A 21,770-nucleotide genomic window follows, 5' to 3' on the forward strand; every position below is an offset into this window, starting at 1 on the left:
CTCCTATCCTGCCTCCTCGGTGCCGAACAGTGTGAAGGCGGTGTTCACCAGCGCGATGTGGCTGAACGCCTGCGGGAAGTTGCCGAGCTGGCAGCCGGCCTCCGCGTCGTACTCCTCGGCCAGCAGCCCCACGTCGTTGGCCAGCCCGGCCAGCCGCTCGAACAGCGCGCGGGCCTCGTCCGTGCGGCCGGTCAGGTACAGGGCGTCGGCCAGCCAGAAGGAGCAGGCGAGGAAGGCACCCTCGCCCTCGGGCAGCCCGTCGACCACCGGGCCCTCGGGGTCCTCGGTGTCGTAGCGGCGAACGAAGCCCCTGTCGCCCAGGCCGGCGGCGATCGCGTCGACCGTGCCGATCACCCGTGGGTCCTCCGGGGGCAGGAAGCCCACGCGCGGGATCAGCAGCAGCGAGGCGTCCAGCTCGCGGGAGCCGTAGTACTGGGTGAAGGTGTTGCGCTCGGGGTCGTAGCCCTTGGCGCACACCTCGGCGTGGATCTCGTCGCGCAGCTCCCGCCAGCCGGGAAGGTCGCCCTCCAGCTCGGGGTGCTCCTCCAGGGTGCGTACGGCGCGGTCCACCGCCACCCAGGTCATCACCTTGGAATGCGTGAACTGGCGGCGCCCGCCGCGCACTTCCCACAGCCCCTCGTCCGGCTGACGCCACTGATCCTGGAGGAAGTCGATCAGCGCGCACTGCAGGGCCCACATGTGCGGCCGGGCCGACAGGCCCGATTTCCGGGCCAGCCACAGGGAGTCCATCACCTCGCCGTACACGTCGAGCTGGAGCTGGTCCACCGCGCTGTTGCCGATGCGGACCGGCGCCGATCCCGCGAACCCGGCGAGCCAGGGCAGCTCGGTCTCCGGGAGCCTGCGCTCGCCCGCGACCCCGTACATGATCTGGAGGTCCTCGGGGCTGCCCGCGACCGCTCTGAGCAGCCAGTCGCGCCACGCCTCGGCCTCCTCGTGGTACCCGGCGGCGAGCAGCACGTCCAGGGTGAGGGTGGAGTCGCGCAGCCAGCAGTACCGGTAGTCCCAGTTGCGCACCCCGCCGAGCTTCTCCGGCAGCGAGGTGGTGGCCGCCGCGACGATCCCGCCGGTGGGCCGGTAGGTGAGTGCCTTCAGGGTGATCAGCGAGCGCACCACGGCGTCCCGGTACGGCCCGTCGTAGCGGCACCGCCCGCTCCAGCGCCGCCAGTCCCGCACGCTGGAGCTGAGCGCCTGGTACGGGTCGATCAGCCGGGGGCGCGGCTGGTGCGAGGGGTGCCAGGTGAGCACGAACGCCACCCGCTCGCCCTCCGCCAGGGTGAACTCCGAGTGCGTGCCGAGGTCCTCGCCCCAGGTCCGCACGTGCGGCTCGGAGCGCAGCCAGGTGGAGTCCGGGCCCGCGACGGCCACCCGGTGCCCGTCCGCGCGGCGCATCCACGGCACGATGGAGCCGTGGTCGAAGCGCAGCCGGAGTGTGCTGCGCACGGTGACCCGGCCGCTGACGCCCTCCACGATCCGTACGACGTCCGGGACCTTCTCGCGCTGCGGCATCAGGTCGGTGACGCGCACGGTGCCCTCGGGGGTGTCCCACTCGGTGTCCAGCACGAGGGTGTCCGGGCGGTAGGCGCGCCGGGTGCAGGTGCCGGCGCCCTTCGGCGCGATCCGCCAGTAGCCGTTGTCCTCGTCGCCCAGCAGCCGGGCGAAGCAGGCGCCGGAGTCGAAGCGGGGCAGGCAGAGCCAGTCGATCGAGCCGTCCCGGCCGACCAGGGCGGCGCTCTGCTCGTCGCCGATGACGGCGTAGTCCTCGATGCGCGGGTTCACGGGTTGGCGATTCCCCGGGCGGCCTGACGGCCAATCAGGTGGTGCGCCGGGGGAGTGACACCCGGCTCACACGGCGGCGGGCTCCGCCTCGGCCGCGCTCTCCTGCTCCGCCGCGGCGGCCCGGTCGCGCAGCTCGCGCCGGACCAGGAACCACCAGCCGACGGGCACGGCGGCGGCGAACAGCCACCACTGGATCATGTACGCGTAGTTCAGCGGGGCGTCCTCGCTGCCGGGGCTGGAGATCTGCTCCGGGGTGTCCCCCCTGGGCTCCGGCGCGGTCTGCTCCACATAGCCGCCGAGCACCGGGGCGCCGAGGCGCTCGGCCTGGTCGGCGCTGTTGATCAGCATGACCTGGCGGTCCGGCAGACCGGCGATCTGCTTGATGCCGCTGGCCTCGGTGGTCTCGTCGGCCTTCAGCCGGCCGGTGATCGTCACCTTCCCGGCCGGAGGCGCGGGGACCTTCGGGAACTCGGTCTGGGCGCCGTTCGCCGGAATCCAGCCCCGGTTGACCAGCAGCACCCGGCCGTCGGTCAGCCTCAGCGGGGTCAGGACGTGGAAGCCCACCTCGTCGTCGGCGTTGGTGCGGCGCCGGACGACCTCCTCGTGGGCGGTGTCGAAGGTGCCGGTCGCGGTGACCGTGCGGTACTTGTCGGCGTGGGTGACGGCGCGGCCGGGGGAGGTGAGCCGTTCCACGGGCACCGGATCGGCGCGCAGGGCCCGCGCGACCAGGTTGTTGCGGGCGGTGCGTTCCTCGTACCGGTGGTGCTGCCAGAAACCGAGCCTGATCATCGTCGGGATCAGCGCGATCACGACGAGGGTGAGGATCACCCACTGGCGGGTGAGCAGGAAGCGGTAGCGGTGCACCCCACGACGGTACCTCCGGGCCGTGGGGCGCATTCGGGCGGGTACCGGGTCAGACCCGGTCCACCACCCCCGCCTTCCCCTCGGCGCGGGCGCAGTGGGCGCCGCAGTACCAGTGGCCCTCCACCTCCACGCCCTGCCCGATGATCTGCACCCGGCAGTGCTCGCAGATGGGTGCCATGCGGTGGATGGCGCAGGAGAAGCAGTCGAAGACGTGCACCGCGCCCTGTGCGTGGACCTCGAAGGTCATTCCGTAGTCATTGCCGCAAACTTCGCATCTCGCCATGCGCCTCAGAGTGGGCCGTACCCGGCCGTGGGGCGAGCGGGGGCGGGCGCGAATCGCGGGGGAATCACCCGTCCGTACGGCTGTCAGCCGGCCGCTTCGACGTCGCGCAGCAGTTGTCCGAAGGCGGCCTCGTCGATGACCGGGGTGCCGAACTGGCGGGCCTTGGCCGTCTTGGAGGTGCCCGAGTCGGGGTCGTTGGTGACCAGCAGGCTGGTCAGCCGGGAGAGGCTGGTGGCCACGTGCAGCCCGGCCTCGGTGGCCCGGTCCTCCAGCAGCTCGCGCTCGGTGGAGGTGTCACCCGAAAAGGCCACCCGCATGCCCTGCTTGAGGCGTTTGCCCGGTTCGTACCGTCCGGGGTTGGGGTACGGGCACGCGGGCCGCTTGCGCGCCGGGCGCCAGCCGGGGCCGCGCCCGCCGCCGTAACCGCCGGTCGCCTGACGGCCGATGAGCGGGGTGTCCGACCACTCGGTGAGCGGGCGGCACTCCAGCAGCGGCAGCCGCACCTCGTTCGCGGCGGCCGCCCTGAGGCTCGGCCGGAACGCCTCCGCCAGCACCCGCGCGTCGTCCAGCGCGTGGTGCGCGCGCTGCTGCACGACCCCGAAGTGCGCGGCGAGCGACTCCAGCTTGAAGTTGGGCAGGGGCAGGCGCAGCTCCTTGGAGAGCGCGATGGTGCACAGCCGCTGGCGCACCGGGGGCTCGCGCCGGGCGCGCGCGTACTCCCGCGCGATCATCTGCCAGTCGAAGACCGCGTTGTGCGCGACCAGCACGCGGTCCGCCAGCCGGGCCGCGAACTCCTCCGCCACCTCCGTGAAGAGCGGCGCCCCTTCGAGCACGTCGCTCGTCAGCCCGTGTATCCACACCGGGCCGGGGTCGCGCTCGGGGTTGACCAGCGTGTACCAGTGGTCCTCGACCTCGCCGCGCGCGTCCAGCCGGTACACGGCCGCGGAGATGATCCGGTCGTCGCGGGCCAGCCCGGTGGTCTCGACGTCAACGACCGCGTATCCCTTCGGATACACGGCCGGCCACGGGGTGGGCGAGGACACTGCGGTCGCGGGGTCTTCGAGCATGGTCAATGAGGATACGGGTCACCGCCGACAGCCGGGCCGCCCAGGGGCTCCCGCCCCACCGACCGGGTTGTGCCTCGCATGGGTGTACGCCCCCAAGGCCGATACGGGCCAACGCCCTTGAGGACGTCGCCGCTGGTCCGGGGCCCCTCGCGGCGCGGACCGGCCCCGCGACGGCGTACCGTGGGTGCGCTCGGCACATCTCCGGGCACCCCCGCCTCCGGTACGAGAAGGACCCCGTCATGCGCGCCACCACCATCCACGCCCCGTTCGACATGCGGGTGTCGGACGTGCCCGAGCCGATCGTGCAGCTCCCCACCGACGCGGTCGTACGCGTGCTGCGCGCCTGCATCTGCGGCAGCGACCTGTGGGCCTACCGGGGCGAGGCGGCCCGGCAGCCGGGGCAGCGGATCGGGCACGAGTTCCTCGGTGTGGTGGAGGAGACCGGCTCCGACGTCGGCACGCTCCGGCGCGGGGACCTCGTGGTCGCGCCGTTCATGTGGTCCGACGGCACCTGCGAGTACTGCGCCGAGGGCCTGACCACCTCCTGCGTGCACGGCGGCTTCTGGGGCTCCGTCGGCTACGACGGCGGCCAGGGCGAGGCGGTACGGGTGCCGTTCGCCGACGGCACGCTCGTCAAGCTGCCCAAGGAGGCGGCCTCCGACGACCACCTCCTCACCGGCCTGCTCACCCTCTCCGACGTACTCGGCACCGGCCACCACGCCGCCCTCGGCGCGGGCGTCCGCCCCGGCGCCACGGTCGCCGTCGTCGGTGACGGCGCCGTCGGCCTCTGCGCGGTGCTGGCCGCCAAGCGGCTCGGCGCCGAGCGGATCATCGCCCTCGGCCGCCACGAGGTGCGTACCGACATCGCCCGCCGCTTCGGCGCCACCGACGTCGTCGCGGCGCGCGGCGAGGAAGCGGTCGCGGCCGTCCGCGAGCTGACCGGTGGCCAGGGCGCGCACGCCGTCGTCGAGGCGGTCGGCACCGAGCAGTCCATGAGCACCGCCGTCAACATCACCCGCGACGGCGGCGCCATCGGCTTCGTCGGCGTCCCCCACGGCAGCGGCACCGGCCTGGACCTCAGCGTCATGTTCGACCGCAACATCGCCCTGCGCGGCGGCGTCGCCCCGGTCCGCACCTACATCCCCGAGCTGCTGCCCGACGTCCTGAACGGCACCATCGACCCCTCCCCGGTGTTCGACATGACCGTGGACATCGAGGGCGTCCCGGACGGCTACCGTGCGATGGACGAGCGCACGGCGCTGAAGGTCCTCGTCACCAACGGCTGAACGGTCAGCCCCACGCCGCCGCGCTGGACCCCGGGGGGACGGGCGGGGTGGCCCAGTCGGCCGGCCCGCCGGTGAACGACACCGGGGGCCGGGCGTACCGCAACCGGCCGAGCGGGCTGTCCCGTTCGGCCAGCCACGCGTCCGGGCCCTCGTAGGCCGGGCCGCCCGTACGCGGGTCCCGCCCCGCCTCGTCGGTCAGCCAGTGCGCCGTCCGGGCGAGCGCGAGGCGCACCAGGCGGCCCCGGCCGTCGCGGGACCGTTCGGCCAGGGCCCGCAGGATGCCGGCGGCCAGCAGATAGCCCGAGCCGTGGTCCAGGGCCTGGGCGGGCAGCGCGCCGGGCTCCATGGCCGAGCCCTCGATGGCCGCGATGCCGGTCGCGACCTGGACCAGGCTGTCGAAGCCGCGCCGCTCGCCCCAGGGTCCGTACGTGCCCCACGCCGAGATCTGGGCGACGATCAGGCCGGGGTACCGCTCGGCCAGGGCCTCGGGGGAGAGGCCGAAGCGGTCCAGGGCGCCGGGGCGGTAGCCGGTGACGACCACGTCGGCGGATGCCAGCAGGTCGTTCAACGCCGTGCTGTCGGCGGTGAGTCCGAGGGTGGCGGACCGTTTCCCGAAACCCGTGTCCGCGTGCTGGTCGGGCAGTTCGGGCAGCTCGGGGGCGTCGACGCGCAGCACGTCGGCGCCGAGCAGCGCGAGGGTGCGGGTGGCGACGGGCCCGGCGAGGACGCGGGTGAGGTCCAGGACGCGCAGCCCGGCGGCGGGCAGCAGCGGGCCGGACTCCCCTTCCAGAGGCGGGAGTCGGCGTGCCGAGGGCGCGCCGACCGGGCCGCGCTCCACCAGTGGCCGCCGGGCCACCTCGGCGCCCTGCGGATGTGCCGCCCACTGTCCGGGGGTGCGCAGGGCCACCGCCAGGCCCCCGGCGGCGTACACCGTCTCCTCGATGTCCAGGGCGGAGCGTTCGAGGAGCAGCCGCTCCACGTCCTCGGGGCCGGCGCCGTCGGGCAGGCCCAGCGCACCGAGGAGGCGCTGCCGGTGGTGCGGGTAGTTGGCGTGGGTCCGCACCCAGCCGTCCCCCGCCCGCCACCAGCGGGACAGCGGGGCGAAGTTGACCGGGGCGCGGCCGTCGATCCGCAGCAGCCGCTCGCTGTGGAAGGCGGTGACGACCGCGCCGTCGTCCACCACGGCGCGCGGCACGGTGCCCAGCCCGGCCCGCAGCGCGCCCAGCTCGGCGGCGGCCAGCGCGCACGTGCCCACGCACGCGCGCGCCAGCCGCTGCACGGGAAGGCGGGCGCTCAGGGCCCCCGGCCGCTCGACGCAGACCAGCCGGGCGAGCAGCGCGCGGTCGTCGCCCAGCGCGGCCCAGGCGGACTTGATCATGGGATCGATCACGACCGCACTATGCATCAGCCGCCTGAGCCCGACAAGAGGCGCCCCAGCCCCTAGTGGCTCACCGCCGCCAGGGCGTCCGCGATCCCCCAGCCGTAGAAGCCGTTGCGGTTCTTCGTGCCCTCGCACACCGCGTCGACCTTGCCGTCACTGTTGATGTCGTACGGGTCGGTGCACGGCGTGGCCGTCGCCTCCGCGTACAGCAGGGCCTTCACCGCGGCGGCGGGGGCGTGCGGGTGGACCGACTTGATCAGCGCCGCGACACCGGCGACGTGCGGGGAGGCCATCGAGGTGCCGGCCATGTAGCCCCACTTGCCGCCGGGCAGCGGGCCCAGGATGAGGCCGCTGGCCGCGGGCGGGGCCGGGGTCTGGTAGGCGGTTGAGTCGCCGCCGGGCGCCGCGATGTCGATCGTGCCCAGGCCGTAGTTGGAGAACGACGACTTGATGCCCTTCGCGCCGGTCGCCGCGACCGTCACCACACCGGGGAGCTGGGTGGGTATGTCGAAGCACTTGCGCGGGTCGACGGTCCGGTCCGAGGGGGTGCCGTCGTTGGGGGAGGAGGGGTCGGTGATCGAGTCGGCGGCGAAGTCGTAGTTCTCGTTGCCGGCCGCCGCGACGTTGACCGTGCCCTTGCTCTCCGCGTACCGGGTGGCCCGCGTGATGGCGTCCACCAGGGCCTTCTGGTCCGGGTCGCCGGTGCAGTTGAAGTACCACGGGTCGGTGTAATAGCTGTTGTTGGTGACGTCCACGTGGTGCTCGGCCGCCCACACGAACCCGCAGACCACGGCCTCGGTGTAGAAGTAGCCGTCCGGGTTGCCCACCTTGATGCCCGACACCTTCACGCCCGGCGCCACACCCGTGATGCCGACGCCGTTCTTGGCACCCGCGATCTCACCCGCGACATGCGTACCGTGCGGCGACTCCGACGCGCTGGGCCGCCAGGCACCGTCCGCCGTGTCCGGCGCGCCGGAGACGCAGTTGACGGAGGCCGCCCGGTCGAAGTTGGGCGCGATGTCCGGGTGGGTGTCGTCCACGCCGGTGTCGATGACGGCGACCGTCACCTTGCTGCTGCCGAGCGTCTTCTCATGGGCCTTGTCCGCCTTGATGGCGGGCAGGTCCCACTGGAGCGGCTCCAGCGGGTCCTGCCCGTCCACCGCCTTGGCCTTCGACAGCTCCGCCGCCGTCAGCGGCTTCGGCACGCCCAGATCGGTGGTGGACTGCGCGGGCAGCGGCGCGTTGCGGGTGGCCCCGGCCGAGGAGACACCGGACACCTTGCGGATCGACGTGGCGAAGCCGGGGTTCGCGGAGTGCACCACGAGCACGCCGATACGGTCGTAACTGGCCACGACGGTGCCGCCGTTGCGTCCTATCGCGCGGCGCACCGACTCGATCGTGCGATGGTCCGTTCTCGTGTTGACCACGTAGGACAGCTTCGGGCCGTCGTACGTGGTGGCCGAACCCTCCGCCGCCCGCGTCGTCAGGGCCGTGGACGGGGCCGCCGAAGCCGCCGTCGGCAGGAAGCCGAGCGAGGCGGTCAGCGACAGCACGACCGGGACGGCCGGCGCGAACCGGCGCCGGGAGCGCAGATGAGCCATGGGATCTCCACATCATCCGGAAACGGAACCGCCCGAGGCACGGGTGGTGCTCGGGCAGGTACATGACGGGTGGAACAAGGTGAAGCTATCCCGCGGGCGCGGAACTGCGAAAGCCCCGAACCCGTGTGAACCGGCGTCAGCGCCGGACCGTGTGCGTCAACGAGGGGGCACGGCCGGATCGCGCCCCCCGGAAGATCACAACGGGGAGTCGCTCGTTGACGCCCGGTAACGTGATCTCCGTTCCAGTGAGGTCGGCAACCGCCCGTCCGTGACGCGAGGAGACCTTGAGTGGCGACCGAGACACCGCCCCCCGCGAAGCACCAACTTCCTTCCCCCGTGGAGTTCACCGAGGCGCAGGCGAGCGCGGAGTTCGGTGAACTGCGCCGCGCCCACCGCTCGTTCGCCTTCCCCCTGACGATCGCCTTCATCGCCTGGTACCTGCTCTACGTGCTGCTCTCCTGCTACGCGGGCGGCTTCATGGGCACCGAGATCGCCGGGAACATCAACGTGGCCCTCGTGCTGGGCCTCGCCCAGTTCCTCACCACGTTCCTCATCGCCTGGTGGTACGCGCGGCACGCGGCCGCCAAGCTCGACCCCAGGGCCGAGGCCATCAAGTCCCGGATGGAGGGCGGCGCATGATTTCCGCTCAGCACACGATCGCCGCCCAGCACACCTGGCTCGCGGCCGGCGAGGCCAGTGAGCACAGAGGTCTGATCATCTCCCTGTTCGCGGTGTTCGTCGCCGCGACCCTGGTCATCACCGTCTGGGCGGGCCGCCAGACCAAGGACGCCGCCGACTTCTACGCGGGCGGCCGCCAGTTCACCGGCTTCCAGAACGGACTCGCCGTCTCCGGCGACTACATGTCCGCCGCGTCCTTCCTCGGCATCGCGGGCGCCATCGCCCTGTTCGGCTACGACGGCTTCCTGTACTCCATCGGCTTCCTGGTCGCCTGGCTGGTCGCCCTGCTCCTGGTCGCCGAGCCGCTGCGCAACTCCGGCCGCTACACCATGGGCGACGTGCTGGCCTACCGGATGCGCCAGCGCCCGGTGCGCACCGCCGCGGGCACCTCCACAATCGTGGTGTCGATCTTCTACCTGCTCGCACAGATGGCCGGCGCCGGTGTCCTGGTCTCCCTGCTGCTCGGCATCACCAGCGACAGCGGCAAGATCGGCATCGTCGCCCTGGTCGGCGTCCTGATGATCGTGTACGTCACCATCGGCGGCATGAAGGGCACCACCTGGGTCCAGATGGTCAAGGCCGTCCTCCTCATCGCGGGCGCCATTCTGCTGACCTTCCTGGTGCTGCTCAAGTTCGACTTCAACGTCTCCGACCTGCTGGGTTCGGCCGCCGACAACAGCGGCAAGGGCAAGGCGTTCCTGGAGCCCGGCCTGAAGTACGGCGCCACCGGCACCTCCAAGCTGGACTTCATCTCCCTCGGCATCGCCCTGGTCCTGGGCACCGCGGGCCTGCCGCACATCCTGATCCGGTTCTACACGGTCCCCACCGCCAAGGCGGCCCGGAAGTCGGTGATCTGGGCCATCGGCCTGATCGGCGCCTTCTATCTGATGACCCTCGCCCTGGGCTTCGGCGCCGCCGCGCTGATCAAGCCGGCGGAGATCATCGCCTCCAACAAGGCGGGCAACACCGCGGCCCCCCTGCTCGCCCTGCACCTCGGGGGAGTGGACTCCAACTGGGGCGCCATCCTGCTGGCCAGCATCTCCGCCGTCGCCTTCGCCACGATCCTCGCGGTCGTCGCCGGCCTCACCCTGGCCTCCTCCTCGTCCTTCGCCCACGACATCTACGCCAACGTCATCAAGAAGGGCCAGGCCACCGAGAAGCAGGAGATCAACGCCGCCCGATACGCCACCGTCGGCATCGGCGCCGTCTCCATCGTGCTCGGTGCCCTCGCCCGCGACCTGAACGTGGCCGGACTCGTGGCGCTGGCCTTCGCGGTCGCCGCGTCGGCGAACCTGCCGACCATCCTCTACAGCCTGTTCTGGAAGCGGTTCACCACCTCAGGCGCCCTGTGGTCGATCTACGGCGGCCTGGTCACCGCGGTCGGCCTGGTGCTGTTCTCCCCGGTGGTCTCCGGCAAGCCGACCTCGATGTTCCCCGACGTCGACTTCCACTGGTTCCCGCTGGAGAACCCCGGCATCATCTCCATCCCGGTCGGCTTCCTGCTGGGGGCCGTCGGCACCCTGCTGTCCAAGGAGGTCCCGGACGCGGAGAAGTACGCCGAGCTGGAGGTACGGTCCCTGACCGGCACCGGGGCGCACTGAGCCGGCCGCCCGGCACACCTCACGGCCGCGCCGCGCGGGGGGCAGGACACCCGCGCGGCGCGGCCGCGTCCGTACCGGGCAGGGAAACCAGCCGCTGTCGATGTCCGAGGTCTCGCGTAGGCTCGCAGATGACAGTGACAAGCGGTCCGGGACGAGGGAGGGGGCCCACGTGCTCATCGACACCTACGGCCGGGTGGCCACCGACCTGAGGGTTTCGCTGACCGACCGGTGCAATCTGCGCTGCACCTACTGCATGCCCGAGGAGGGTCTGCAGTGGCTGGCCAAGCCGGATCTGCTCACGGACGACGAGATCGTCCGCCTGATCGGCCTCGCGGTGACCCACCTCGGCATCGAAGAGGTCCGCTTCACCGGCGGCGAGCCCCTGCTCCGCCCCGGCCTGGCCGGCATCGTGGAGCGCGTCGCGGCGCTTCAGCCGCGCCCCCGGATGTCGATCACGACCAACGGCATCGGCCTCAAGCGCACCGCCGCCGCCCTGAAGCACGCCGGACTCGACCGGGTCAACGTCTCGCTGGACACCCTGCGCCCCGACGTCTTCAAGACCCTCACCCGGCGCGACCGCCACCAGGACGTACTGGACGGCCTCCGCGCCGCCTCCGAGGCGGGCCTCACCCCCGTCAAGGTCAACTCGGTCCTGATGCCGGGCCTGAACGCGGACGAGGCCCCGGACCTGCTGGCCTGGGCGCTGGAGCACGAGTACGAACTCCGCTTCATCGAGCAGATGCCGCTCGACGCCCAGCACGGCTGGAAGCGCGAGGGCATGGTCACCGCCCAGGACATCCTCGCCTCCCTGCGCACCCGCTTCGAGCTGACCGCCGAGGGCGAGGGCGAGCGCGGTTCGGCCCCGGCCGAGCGCTGGCTGGTGGACGGCGGCCCGCAGCGGGTCGGCGTGATCGCCTCGGTGACCCGTCCGTTCTGCGCGGCCTGCGACCGCACCCGGCTCACCGCCGACGGCCAGATACGCACCTGTCTGTTCGCCACCGAGGAGACCGACCTGCGCGCCCTGCTGCGCTCCGGCGCGCGGGACGAGGAGATCGCCGAGCTGTGGCGCAAGGCGATGTGGGGCAAGAAGGCGGGCGCGGGCCTCGACGACCCGTCCTTCGTCCAGCCGGAGCGCCCCATGTCAGCGATCGGCGGCTGAGTCCTCCCACTCCCGGAGCGGGACCACGTCCTTCAGAAAGCCGCGCACGCCGAGGAACTGGGACAGGTGCTCGCGGTGTTCCTCGCAGGCGATCCAGGTCTTGCGCCGCTCCGGGGTGTGGATCTTCGGGTTGTTCCACGCCAGCACCCATACGGCGTCGGCCCGGCAGCCCTTCGCGGAACAGATCGGTGTCTCACTCACGGGAAGATTCTCGCAGAGGCGAGCGGAGGGGAATTGGCGCGGTGGGAGCGGAGTGAATTCGCGCGGAAACGGCTGCGAACAAGGCGACGCCGAGCAGCCACGGGGGGAGCTGCCCGGCGTCGGTCTGTCGCTCCGACGGGGGATGCGGAGCGCGTACGCAGTATGTCACGCACCACTGGCCGACCGGCACAAGAACAGCATGATTGAACTGAGCTTTTCTTGAGCTTGGCGGGAAGTCGCCTTCCGCTTTTTCCGCTCCCACGCTGCTCAGGCTCGGTCGGAACGTTTCTCCCGCGACTCCGCCCCCGGCCGGGACGACGCGTGTTCCGGGCCGGAATCCGACCGACCCGCTGACTCTTCGTCACGTGGCGGTGTGATCATCGGCTTGGACGGCATGGCGACGAAGGTCGACGGCAGCGACTGCGGCCGCTCCCGCCCCGCGTTTGCGATCACCACCGCGATGTACGGCAGCGCGGCGCCCAGCACCAGCGCCACGATGGCGACGTATCGCTCCACGTTCCACAGGGAGGCGGCCAGGATCACGGCCACCGTCCGGATCGACATCGAGATCACGTACCGCCGCTGCCGGCCCCGCACGTCCTCCGCCAGGCCGGTCCGGGCGCCGGTGATCCGGAAGACCTCGCCACGCTGCTTGCCCATCAGTCCACCATCCGCCCGCATGGGTCCAACCCCGGCCCGAAAGCCGTGTCCGGGCCCGAACCGGACCGGGACACCCCCCAACGGTACGCCGCCGGGGCGCCGCGTTCGATACCGGGGCGCCGTCCGGCCTGCGGGAACGTCCACCGTCCGGGTGGCTCCGGCATGCGGGGCGGCCGGGCCGCGCCCAGACTGGCCGGGACGAGCGGATCGATCAGGTCGGACCGGACGAGGAGGCCGCCATGGGCTGGCTGTGGGCGATCATCGTGGGATTCGTGCTGGGCCTGCTCGCCAAGGCGATCATTCCCGGCAAGCAGCACAGCCCCCTGTGGCTGACCACCATCTGCGGCATCCTGGGCGCCTTGGCGGGCAACGCCCTCGCGCGGGCACTGGGGGTCGCGGAGACGAGCGGCATCGACTGGAGCAGGCACCTCTTCCAGCTCGTGGCGGCGATCATCATCGTGTTCTTCGTCGACATGCTCTACACCGCGACCCTCGGCAAGCGCCGCAAGCGCAAGTACGACGAACGGGTGTGACACAGCGGGTACGGCAGAGGGCGGCCTCCCGGTGAAGGGAAGCCGCCCTCTCTCGGTGCCTCAGGCGCCCGTGACCTCGACCGCAGCCAGGTTCTTCTTGCCCCGGCGCAGCACCAGCCAGCGCCCGTGCAGCAGCTCCTCGGCGGCGGGGACGGCGTCCTCGCCGGCGACCTTGACGTTGTTCACGTACGCACCGCCCTCCTTCACCGTGCGCCGCGCGGCCGACTTGCTGGCCACCAGACCCACCTCGGCGAGCAGGTCCACCACGGGGCCCAGTTCCGCGACCTGGATGTGCGGCAGCTCGGAGAGCGCGGCGGCGAGCGTCGCCTCGTCCAGCTCGGAAAGCTCGCCCTGGCCGAACAGCGCCTTGGACGCGGCGACCACGGCGGCCGTCTGCTCGGCGCCGTGCACCAGCGTCGTCAGCTCCTCCGCGAGCGCGCGCTGCGCCGCGCGGGCCTGCGGGCGCTCCTCGGTCAGCCGCTCCAGCTCCGTGATCTCCTCGCGGGACTTGAAGCTGAAGATCCGCAGGAACTTGGAGACGTCCCGGTCGTCCGCGTTCAGCCAGAACTGGTAGAAGGCGTACGGCGTGGTCATCTCCGGGTCGAGCCAGACGGTGCCCGACTCGGTCTTGCCGAACTTGGTGCCGTCCGCCTTGGTGATCAGCGGGGTGCCCAGCGCGTGGACCACCGCGTCCGGCTCGACCCGGTGGATCAGGTCGGTGCCCGAGGTGAGGTTGCCCCACTGGTCGCTGCCGCCGGTCTGCAGCGTGCAGCCGTAGCGCCGGTACAGCTCCAGGAAGTCCATGCCCTGCAGGATCTGGTAGCTGAACTCGGTGTAGCTGATGCCCGCGTCGGAGTTCAGCCGGCGGGAGACGGCCTCCTTGGCGATCATCTTGTTGACCCGGAAGTGCTTGCCGATGTCCCGCAGGAACTCGATGGCCGACATCCCCTGGGTCCAGTCCAGGTTGTTGACCATCACGGCCGCGTTCGGACCCTCGAAGTCCAGCAGCGGCTGGATCTGCGCGCGCAGCCGCTCCACCCACTGGCCGACGATCTCCGGCGCGTTCAGCGTGCGCTCGGCGGTGGGCTTGGGGTCGCCGATCAGACCGGTGGCCCCGCCGACCAGGCCCAGCGGGCGGTGGCCCGCGTCCTGGATGCGGCGCATGGTGAGGATCTGGACCAGGTTGCCGAGGTGCAGGCTGGGCGCGGTCGGGTCGAAGCCGCAATAGAACGTGACAGGACCGTCCGCGAACGCCTTGCGCAATGCGTCCTCGTCGGTGGAGAGGGCGATCAGCCCACGCCACTTCAGTTCGTCGACGATGTCCGTCACGGTTCTCGTGTCTCCTAGATGATCCTGCGGCGGTCGGGTGACAGCCGAGTACGAGGTTATACGCCCTGGCTGACAGAGCTCATATTGAAATCCGGGACGCGGAGCGCGGGCATCGCGGCCCGGGTGAACCAGTCGCTCCACTCGCGGGGCAGGGTCTGCTCGGTGCGGCCCGCCTCGGCGGCCCGGCCGAGCACGCCGACCGGCGACTCGTTGAACCGGAAGTTGTTCACCTGGCCGGTGACCTCGCCGTTCTCCACCAGGTAGACGCCGTCGCGGGTGAGCCCGGTGAGCAGCAGGGTCGCGGGGTCGACCTCGCGGATGTACCAGAGGCAGGTCAGCAGCAGACCGCGCTCGGTGGCCGCGACCATGTCCGCGAGCGAGCGGTCGCCGCCGCCGTCCAGGATCAGGTTGTCCATCGCCGGGGCGAGCGGCAGCCCGGTCAGGGCCGCGCTGTGCCGGGTGGTGGTGAGGTGGTCGAGGACACCGTCCTTGATCCAGTCGGTGGCGCGTACCGGCAGCCCGTTGTCGAAGACCGAGCGGTCGCCGCCGGAGGAGTGCGCGACGACGAAGGGCGCGCAGCCCAGGCCCGGCTCGTCGGGGTCGCTGCGCAGCGTCAGCGGCAGCTCGCTGAGCCGCTCGCCGGTACGGGTGCCGCCACCCGGCTTGGAGAACACCGTGCGCCCCTCGGTGGCGTCCCGGCCGGAGGCGGACCAGAGCTGGTAGATCAGCAGGTCGGCCACGGCGGACGGCGGCAGCAGCGTCTCGTACCGCCCGGCCGGCAGCTCCACGCGGCGCTCGGCCCAGCCGAGGCGCTCGGCCAGCTCGGTGTCCAGGGCGCCCGGGTCGACGTCCTTGAAGTCACGGGTGGAGCGGCCGGCCCAGGCCGAACGGGTGTGGTCGGGGGACTTGGCGTTCAGCTCCAGGGTGCCGGTCGGCTGGTCGTGCCTGAGGCGCAGGCCGGTGGAGGTGCCGAGGTAGGTGGAGACGGTCTCGTGGCTGGCGAAGCCGTACAGTTCGCGGCCGCCGGCCCGGGCACGGGCGAACGCCTCGCCGAGTGCCGGGGCGAAGTCCGCGAAGACGGCGGAGGAGGTCTCGGCGGGCGCGTCGCGGAAGTCGGGGGAGTCCGGAACGCCGCTGACCAGCGGCTGGGCGTCCTCGGCGGGTCCGGCCGCCCGTGCGGCGGCTTCGGCGGCCCGCACCAGCGGCTCCAGCTCGGCCGCCGTCACCGCCGACCGCGAGACCACGCCGGAGGCGGTGCCCTGCTGCCCGTCCACGGTGGCGATCACGGTGAGGGTACGGCCGCGGGTCACTCCGTTGGTGGTGAGCGCGTTGCCCGCCCAGCGCAGGTTGGCGCTGGACTCCTCGTCCGCGATGACCACACAGCCGTCCGCCCGGGACAGCGCGAGGGCCCGCTCGACGATCTCGTACGGCTTGCTGGTCCGCGCGCTCATCGCCCGGCCTCCTGCGTCGTGTTGAGGATGTTGATGCCCCGGAACAGGGCGGAGGGGCAGCCGTGGGAGACGGCGGCGACCTGGCCGGGCTGGGCCTTGCCGCAGTTGAAGGCGCCGCCCAGCACATAGGTCTGGGGGCCGCCCACGGCGGCCATCGAGCCCCAGAAGTCGGTGGTGTTGGCCTGGTAGGCGACGTCCCTGAGCTGGCCGGTGATCCGCCCGTTCTCGATGCGGAAGAAGCGCTGGCCGGTGAACTGGAAGTTGTAGCGCTGCATGTCGATCGACCAGGACCGGTCGCCGACCACGTAGATACCCCGGTCGACGCCCCCGATCAGCCCCTCGGTGGACAGCCCGGCGGGGTCCGGCCGCAGCGAGACGTTGGCCATGCGCTGGACCGGGACATGGCCGGGGGAGTCCGCGAAGGCGCACCCGTTGGAGCGCTCGAAACCGGTCAGCCTGGCGATGCGGCGGTCGAGCTGGTAGCCGGTGAGGGTGCCGTCCTTCACCAGGTCCCAGGACTGCGCGGCCACGCCCTCGTCGTCGTAGCCGATGGTGGCCAGGCCGTGTTCGGCGGTGCGGTCGCCGGTGACGTTCATCAGCTCGGAGCCGTACTTGAGCTTGCCGAGCTGGTCGAAGGTGGCGAACGAGGTGCCCGCGTAGGCGGCTTCGTAGCCGAGGGCGCGGTCCAGCTCGGTGGCGTGGCCGACGGACTCGTGGATGGTGAGCCACAGGTTGGAGGGGTCGACGACCAGGTCGTACAGGCCCGGCTCCACGCTGGGCGCGCGCATCTTCTCGGCCAGCAGCTCGGGGATCTGTTCGAGTTCGGCGTCCCAGTCCCAGCCGGTGCCGGTCAGGTACTCCCAGCCCCGGCCGGCCGGCGGGGCGAGGGTGCGCATCGAGTCGAACTCGCCGCTGGAGTCGTCCACGGAGACGGCCGTCAGCTCGGGGTGCAGCCGGACGCGCTGCTGGGTGGTGACCGTCCCGGCGGTGTCGGCGTAGAACTTGTTCTCGTGCACGGTGGTCAGCGAGGCGTCCACGTGGTCGACGCCCTGCGCCGCGAGGAGCCGCCCGCTCCAGTCCGCGAGCAGCGCGGACTTGTCCGCGTCGGGCACGGTGAAGGGGTCGATGTCGTACGACGAGATCCACGTCCTGTCGGCGTGCACGGGCTCGTCGGCCAGCTCCACGCGCTCGTCCGAACCGGCGGCCTTGATCACCTGCGCGGACAGCTTGGCCATCGCCACCGCCTGCGAGGCGACCTTGGCGGCGCCGTCCATCGTCAGGTCCACCCCCGAGGCGAACCCCCAGCTGCCCCCGTGCACGACCCTGACCGCGTACCCCAGGTCGGTGGTGTCCGAGGACCCCGACGGGCGCCCGTCCCGCAGCCGCCAGGACGCGCTGCGCACCCGCTCCAGCCGGAAGTCGGCGTGCTCGGCCCCGAGGGCGCGCGCACGGGCGAGGGCCGCGTCGGCGAGGGCCCGCAGGGGGAGCGCCAGGAAGGAAGGGTCGATGTGTTGAGCCACGGGCGGGTTCCTCCTGCACGGGGTGGGGTGCTCAGGAGGATACGTCGCTCGGGGGCCCGGTCCCGCTTGGCTCAGTGGGCGATGCCGTCGATCAGCTCCCGCGCGCCCTGGCGGAGCAGGGCGACGGCGACGGACGTGCCGAGCGTGGCCGGGTCGAGACGGCCGGCCCACTCGTGCGCGTGCAGCACGGTCTTGCCGTCCGGCGTGAACACCGCGGCACGCAGCGAGAGTTCACCCGAGCGCTCGGTGCGGGCGTACCCGGCGATGGGGGAGTTGCAGTGACCCTGGAGGACGTGCAGCAGCATCCGCTCGGCGGTGGTCTCCCGGTGGGTGGCGGGGTCGCCCAGGTCGCTGACGATGTCGACGGTCTCGGTGTCGTCCTCCCGGCACTGAAGGGCGAGGACGCCCGCGCCGATCGGGGGCAGCATGGTCTCCAGCGTCAGGATCTCACTGGCCGCGTCCATCCGGCCGATGCGCTCCAGGCCGGACACCGCCAGGATCAGCGCGTCCGCCTCCCCGGCCGCCATCTTCTCCAGCCGCTTGTTCGCGTTGCCCCGGATCGGCACGCAGTCCAGGTGCGGGTGGGACGCGGCGAGCTGTGCGACCCGGCGCACGGAGGAGGTGCCGATGCGGGTCCCCGCCGGAAGCTGGTCCAGGGTGCGGCCGTGCGGGTCGACCAGGGCGTCCCGGATGTCGTCCCGCGCGAGGTATCCCGCGAAGCGGGTCCCTGCCGGGATGGGGCGGTCTCCGGGTACGTCCTTCATGCAGTGCACGGCGAGGTCGGCGTCGCCGCGCAGCAGAGCGGCGTCCACTTCCTTGGTGAAGGCTCCCTTGCCCTCGACCTGGGCAAGGTCCCCCATCCAACGGTCACCGGTGGTCGTGACCGGCAGTACCTCGGTAGGGACGTCGGGGTGGAGCACGGCCAACTCCGCTTTGACGCGCGCGACTTGGGCGAGCGCCATGGGGGAGTTGCGGGAAACGATACGAATCAGATCACCGGGCATGAGGGCACGATACGGCCCACGAACGCGGCCCACGCCTCCGGCGCCACGGAGAGGGGCTGGATGCGGGTGTCTTTGGAGTCACGGATGTGGATGACACCGGGGCGCACGGCGACCTCGACACAGTTGCCGCCACCGGTACCGCTGTAGCTGCTCTTGAACCATGTCAGTTCGGTGCTCATAGCGCTCCTTGCACGTCTCTCAGCACGTCCGCGGTGGCCAGGTGACTCAGGGCCTGTGAGCGCATCTTTCCATAGCGCTGGAGCATGGAACTCACCAATTTGGGCTGGGTGAGCAGGGTGCTGCACTCGTGTCCTTCGATGTAGCCGACCCACTGGTGACTGTCGCGTTCGGCGAGGTACATCTGGCCGTCGACACCGCAGTGGTCCACCTGCTGGAGTGGCATGAGGAGGATCTCTACGTTCCGTCGGCTGCCCTGCTCCAAAAGGTTCCTGACGACGTCTCGCGTCACTTCCACGCCACCGAGACCGCGCCTCAGCACTGCCTCTTCGATGAGAAAGGAGAACGCGGTGTTCGGCCGCGCGTCCAGGATTCGCTGCCGCTCCAGCCGAGCCGCCACCTGCCGCTCGAACTGCTCCTCGGACAGGGGCGGGATCTGCTGGTCGAACACTGCCCGGATGTACCCCTCCGGCTGCAACAGCCCCGGAATCACTCGGCATTCGTAAGCCCACAGGGAGATTGCTTCCTCCTCGATCCCCGCCCACTGCTGAAACCAGGTCGCCAGCCCCGACCGCCTCGTCAGGGTTTTGGCCGCTGCCGTAAGGACTTTCGCCGCGTCCTCACCCAGGACACCCGCCACTCGCGCGGGCAGGTCCGCCGGAGGAAACCGCTTCCCCTGCTCGATCTTGGCGACGTAGGGCGCCGAATACTGCACCTGGAGGCCGAACTCCTCCTGAGTCAGGCCCCCTTGGTCTCGCAGTGATTTCAGTACCGCGCCGAACATCTTCAGGCTGCCGGAGGCTTCCGCCCCGTGCTCTGCCACCATCGCCGCCCACCTTTCACCCACCCTGCTCAACCCGGCCGATCCACTCATCGTCACGGGGAGTAACCCACCCAGTCCAGAGTGTGCACTGATACAAGCGGAGTTGTATGGGTTTCGTTCCTGTTGGCCGCCTGGAGGGACTCCCCACGCTGGACGTATGTCGCCCACACCCGCCCAAGAGGCAGTCACCGTACGTACGTTCGCTCAGCGTTTCTCCGCCACCCGGCGGGGTGCCCGGCTCGCGCGCCGCTTGGCCGTGCACCAGTTGGACCAGTGGGGCCACCCCTACGGGACCCCCGCCTCCGAGGCCGTCGCCCTGATCGTCGCCGAACTCGCCGCGAACGCGGTCCTGCACGGCCGCGTGCCGGGAAGGGATTTCGAGCTACGCCTCCACCACCGGGACGGCACCGTAAGGATCGAGCTCTCCGACACCCATCCCGCCCACCCGACGCTCCCGGCCCACGACCCCACCGCCGAGGGAGGCAGGGGCCTGCTCCTGATCGACGCCGTGGCCACCCGCTGGGGCACGAGCCCCCGCAGCGGCCCCGGCAAGACTGTACGGGCGGAGTGTGAGACGGGGAGTCCTGATCTGTAGGAATCCGACAGGAGCAGGGATGTGTCACTGTCGGTGCCCGATTGTCCGTGGTCGCGTACGGACCGATAGGTTTCTTGGGAAGCCGCCTGTCAGGTCCGTCACGAGGGTGCCCGGGCTGATTGTCGGAACGTTGTAGACCGCTGATGAAAGGGTGATCCGTTGAGCCGCTCGGTTCTCGTCACCGGAGGCAACCGGGGCATCGGCCTCGCCATCGCCCGCGCCTTCGCCGACGCCGGCGACAAGGTCGCCATCACGTACCGCTCGGGCGAGCCCCCGGCGGGCTTCCTCGCCGTCAAGTGCGACATCACCGACGCCGAGCAGGTCGAGCAGGCGTACAAGGAGATCGAGGAGCGGCACGGCCCCGTCGAGATCCTGATCGCCAACGCCGGCGTCACCAAGGACCAGCTTCTGATGCGCATGTCCGAGGAGGACTTCACCTCGGTCATCGACACCAACCTCACCGGCACCTTCCGGGTGGTCAAGCGGGCCAACCGGGGCATGCTGCGGGCCAAGAAGGGCCGCGTCGTACTGATCTCCTCGGTCGTCGGCCTGCTGGGCTCGGCGGGGCAGGCGAACTACGCCGCGTCCAAGGCCGCGCTGGTCGGCTTCGCGCGCTCGCTCGCCCGTGAGCTGGGCTCGCGCAACATCACCTTCAACGTCGTCGCTCCCGGCTTCGTCGACACCGACATGACCAAGGCGCTCACCGACGAGCAGCGCGCGGGCATCGTGTCGCAGGTACCGCTCGGCCGGTACGCCGAGCCGGAGGAGGTGGCCGCGGCGGTGAAGTTCCTCGCCTCGGACGACGCCTCGTACATCACTGGAGCCGTCATTCCCGTTGACGGCGGACTGGGAATGGGTCACTGAACACCATGAGCGGAATTCTCGAGGGCAAGCGCATCCTGGTCACGGGCGTGCTGATGGAGTCCTCCATCGCCTTCCACGTCGCCAAGCTGGCCCAGGAGCAGGGCGCCGAGATCATCCTGACCGCGTTCCCGCGGCCCACGCTGACCGAGCGCATCGCCAAGAAGCTGCCGAAGCCGGCGAAGGTCATCGAGCTGGACGTCACCAACACGGAGCACCTCGCGCGCCTGGCCGACATCGTCGGCGAGGAGCTGGGCGGCCTCGACGGCATCGTCCACTCCATCGGCTTCGCCCCGCAGGACGCCCTCGGCGGCAACTTCCTGAACACCCCGTTCGAGTCGGTCGCCACCGCCATGCACGTCTCCGCCTTCTCCCTGAAGTCGCTGACCATGGCCTGCCTGCCGCTGATGCAGAACGGCGGCTCGGTCGTCGGCCTCACCTTCGACGCGCAGTACGCCTGGCCGCAGTACGACTGGATGGGCCCGGCCAAGGCCGCCCTGGAGGCCACCAACCGCTACATGGCGCGCGACCTGGGCAAGCAGAACATCCGCTGCAACCTCATCTCCGCGGGCCCGATCGGCTCCATGGCCGCCAAGTCCATCCCCGGCTTCGCCGACCTGGCCTCGGTCTGGGACTCCCGCTCCCCGCTGGAGTGGGACCTCAAGGACCCGGAGCCCGCCGGCAAGGGCGTCGTCGCCCTCCTCAGCGACTGGTTCCCCAAGACCACCGGCGAGATCATCCACGTGGACGGCGGCCTCCACGCCATCGGCGCCTGACCGCCCCAGCACGTGCGCGAGGCCCGCATCCCCTCAAGGGGTGCGGGCCTCGCGGTCGTACAGGGGGCATCCGAAGCCGCTCAGGGGGCACGCGTTCACACGTCCAGGGGGAGCGGACGCCTC

General features: G+C 71.3%; 22 protein-coding genes. 8 read left to right on the forward strand and 14 right to left on the reverse strand.

Going from position 1 to position 21,770, the window contains the following annotated elements:
• Nucleotides 1-3 precede the first annotated feature (3 nt).
• The 4 genes from E5082_RS08570 to E5082_RS08585 form a co-directional block, all read right to left on the reverse strand.
• Entirely contained in the window at nucleotides 4-1,797 is a 1,794-nt protein-coding gene (locus E5082_RS08570) for a glycoside hydrolase family 15 protein (RefSeq protein WP_135790652.1), read from the reverse strand.
• Nucleotides 1,798-1,863: 66 nt separating this feature from the next.
• Complete coding sequence (locus E5082_RS08575) at nucleotides 1,864-2,661, reverse strand: SURF1 family cytochrome oxidase biogenesis protein (protein WP_135790653.1); 798 nt, start codon at nucleotides 2,659-2,661, stop codon at nucleotides 1,864-1,866.
• Nucleotides 2,662-2,710: 49 nt separating this feature from the next.
• Nucleotides 2,711-2,944: a hypothetical protein gene (locus tag E5082_RS08580; protein ID WP_078858611.1), complete on the reverse strand. Its 234-nt coding sequence runs from the start codon at nucleotides 2,942-2,944 to the stop codon at nucleotides 2,711-2,713.
• An 83-nt stretch (nucleotides 2,945-3,027) separates the two neighbouring features.
• Nucleotides 3,028-4,011, reverse strand: a complete 984-nt coding sequence (locus E5082_RS08585) for a DEDDh family exonuclease (RefSeq protein ID WP_086694311.1) — start codon at nucleotides 4,009-4,011, stop codon at nucleotides 3,028-3,030.
• A 239-nt stretch (nucleotides 4,012-4,250) separates the two neighbouring features.
• Here E5082_RS08585 and E5082_RS08590 point away from each other — a divergent pair, with 239 nt between their 5' ends.
• The gene (locus E5082_RS08590; protein ID WP_135790654.1) at nucleotides 4,251-5,297 is read left to right on the forward strand and encodes a zinc-dependent alcohol dehydrogenase family protein; all 1,047 of its coding nucleotides are present in this window, start codon (nucleotides 4,251-4,253) and stop codon (nucleotides 5,295-5,297) included.
• 4 nt (nucleotides 5,298-5,301) lie between these two features.
• Here E5082_RS08590 and E5082_RS08595 read toward each other — a convergent pair whose 3' ends face one another.
• Both E5082_RS08595 and E5082_RS08600 read right to left on the reverse strand, forming a co-directional pair.
• A complete protein-coding gene (locus E5082_RS08595; protein WP_135790729.1) occupies nucleotides 5,302-6,675 on the reverse strand; it encodes a CoA transferase in 1,374 nt (457 codons plus the stop codon).
• A gap of 62 nt (nucleotides 6,676-6,737) precedes the next feature.
• Nucleotides 6,738-8,279 (reverse strand): S8 family peptidase, encoded by a 1,542-nt coding sequence (locus E5082_RS08600; RefSeq protein WP_135790655.1) that lies wholly within the window; start codon nucleotides 8,277-8,279, stop codon nucleotides 6,738-6,740.
• A gap of 288 nt (nucleotides 8,280-8,567) precedes the next feature.
• On the opposite strand from E5082_RS08600, the gene E5082_RS08605 reads away from it, so the two are divergent.
• The 3 genes from E5082_RS08605 (at nucleotide 8,568) to moaA (ending at nucleotide 11,717) form a co-directional block, all read left to right on the forward strand.
• The gene (locus E5082_RS08605) at nucleotides 8,568-8,918 is read left to right on the forward strand and encodes a DUF485 domain-containing protein (protein WP_135790656.1); all 351 of its coding nucleotides are present in this window, start codon (nucleotides 8,568-8,570) and stop codon (nucleotides 8,916-8,918) included.
• Complete coding sequence (locus tag E5082_RS08610; protein ID WP_135790657.1) at nucleotides 8,915-10,558, forward strand: solute symporter family protein; 1,644 nt, start codon at nucleotides 8,915-8,917, stop codon at nucleotides 10,556-10,558. Before E5082_RS08605 ends, E5082_RS08610 begins: the two co-directional genes overlap by 4 nt.
• A gap of 169 nt (nucleotides 10,559-10,727) precedes the next feature.
• Entirely contained in the window at nucleotides 10,728-11,717 is a 990-nt protein-coding gene (moaA, locus tag E5082_RS08615) for a GTP 3',8-cyclase MoaA (RefSeq protein ID WP_229918666.1), read from the forward strand.
• Here the strand turns inward: moaA and E5082_RS08620 are convergent.
• Both E5082_RS08620 and E5082_RS08625 read right to left on the reverse strand, forming a co-directional pair.
• Nucleotides 11,700-11,918, reverse strand: a complete 219-nt coding sequence (locus E5082_RS08620; protein WP_031182095.1) for a hypothetical protein — start codon at nucleotides 11,916-11,918, stop codon at nucleotides 11,700-11,702. The genes moaA and E5082_RS08620 overlap by 18 nt on opposite strands.
• 267 nt (nucleotides 11,919-12,185) lie before the next feature.
• Nucleotides 12,186-12,578 carry a DUF3099 domain-containing protein gene (locus E5082_RS08625; RefSeq protein WP_135790659.1) on the reverse strand — a complete coding sequence of 131 codons (393 nt, stop codon included), beginning with the start codon at nucleotides 12,576-12,578 and terminating at the stop codon, nucleotides 12,186-12,188.
• Between the two features lie 239 nt (nucleotides 12,579-12,817).
• Between E5082_RS08625 and E5082_RS08630 the strand changes: the two genes are divergently transcribed.
• The gene (locus E5082_RS08630) at nucleotides 12,818-13,111 is read left to right on the forward strand and encodes a GlsB/YeaQ/YmgE family stress response membrane protein (protein ID WP_135790660.1); all 294 of its coding nucleotides are present in this window, start codon (nucleotides 12,818-12,820) and stop codon (nucleotides 13,109-13,111) included.
• A gap of 60 nt (nucleotides 13,112-13,171) precedes the next feature.
• Here the strand turns inward: E5082_RS08630 and tyrS are convergent, their stop codons facing one another.
• The 6 genes from tyrS to E5082_RS08660 all read right to left on the reverse strand — a co-directional run bounded on the left by tyrS (nucleotide 13,172) and on the right by E5082_RS08660 (nucleotide 19,418).
• A complete protein-coding gene (tyrS, locus tag E5082_RS08635; protein ID WP_135790661.1) occupies nucleotides 13,172-14,440 on the reverse strand; it encodes a tyrosine--tRNA ligase in 1,269 nt (422 codons plus the stop codon).
• A 56-nt stretch (nucleotides 14,441-14,496) separates the two neighbouring features.
• Nucleotides 14,497-15,891, reverse strand: a complete 1,395-nt coding sequence (locus E5082_RS08640) for a TldD/PmbA family protein (RefSeq protein ID WP_135790662.1) — start codon at nucleotides 15,889-15,891, stop codon at nucleotides 14,497-14,499.
• The gene (locus E5082_RS08645; protein WP_135790663.1) at nucleotides 15,888-17,411 is read right to left on the reverse strand and encodes a TldD/PmbA family protein; all 1,524 of its coding nucleotides are present in this window, start codon (nucleotides 17,409-17,411) and stop codon (nucleotides 15,888-15,890) included. Before E5082_RS08645 ends, E5082_RS08640 begins: the two co-directional genes overlap by 4 nt.
• Nucleotides 17,412-17,482: 71 nt before the next feature.
• On the reverse strand, nucleotides 17,483-18,415 hold the full coding sequence (gene hemC / locus E5082_RS08650) for a hydroxymethylbilane synthase (protein WP_135790664.1): 933 nt from the start codon (nucleotides 18,413-18,415) through the stop codon (nucleotides 17,483-17,485).
• Entirely contained in the window at nucleotides 18,400-18,594 is a 195-nt protein-coding gene (locus tag E5082_RS08655; protein ID WP_135790665.1) for a DUF397 domain-containing protein, read from the reverse strand. The genes hemC and E5082_RS08655 overlap by 16 nt, the downstream gene beginning before the upstream one ends.
• Nucleotides 18,591-19,418 carry a helix-turn-helix domain-containing protein gene (locus E5082_RS08660; RefSeq protein WP_135790666.1) on the reverse strand — a complete coding sequence of 276 codons (828 nt, stop codon included), beginning with the start codon at nucleotides 19,416-19,418 and terminating at the stop codon, nucleotides 18,591-18,593. The genes E5082_RS08655 and E5082_RS08660 overlap by 4 nt, the downstream gene beginning before the upstream one ends.
• Nucleotides 19,419-19,572: 154 nt before the next feature.
• On the opposite strand from E5082_RS08660, the gene E5082_RS08665 reads away from it, so the two are divergent.
• The 3 genes from E5082_RS08665 to fabI all read left to right on the forward strand — a co-directional run bounded on the left by E5082_RS08665 (nucleotide 19,573) and on the right by fabI (nucleotide 21,647).
• A complete protein-coding gene (locus E5082_RS08665; RefSeq protein WP_135790667.1) occupies nucleotides 19,573-20,010 on the forward strand; it encodes an ATP-binding protein in 438 nt (145 codons plus the stop codon).
• Nucleotides 20,011-20,169: 159 nt separating this feature from the next.
• A complete protein-coding gene (gene fabG / locus E5082_RS08670; RefSeq protein WP_135790668.1) occupies nucleotides 20,170-20,874 on the forward strand; it encodes a 3-oxoacyl-[acyl-carrier-protein] reductase in 705 nt (234 codons plus the stop codon).
• Nucleotides 20,875-20,879: 5 nt separating this feature from the next.
• Nucleotides 20,880-21,647 carry an enoyl-ACP reductase FabI gene (gene fabI / locus E5082_RS08675; protein WP_135790669.1) on the forward strand — a complete coding sequence of 256 codons (768 nt, stop codon included), beginning with the start codon at nucleotides 20,880-20,882 and terminating at the stop codon, nucleotides 21,645-21,647.
• Nucleotides 21,648-21,770 lie beyond the last annotated feature (123 nt).

The organism is Streptomyces griseoluteus, from assembly GCF_004784465.1.
Classification (GTDB): Bacteria; Actinomycetota; Actinomycetes; order Streptomycetales; family Streptomycetaceae; genus Streptomyces; species Streptomyces griseoluteus.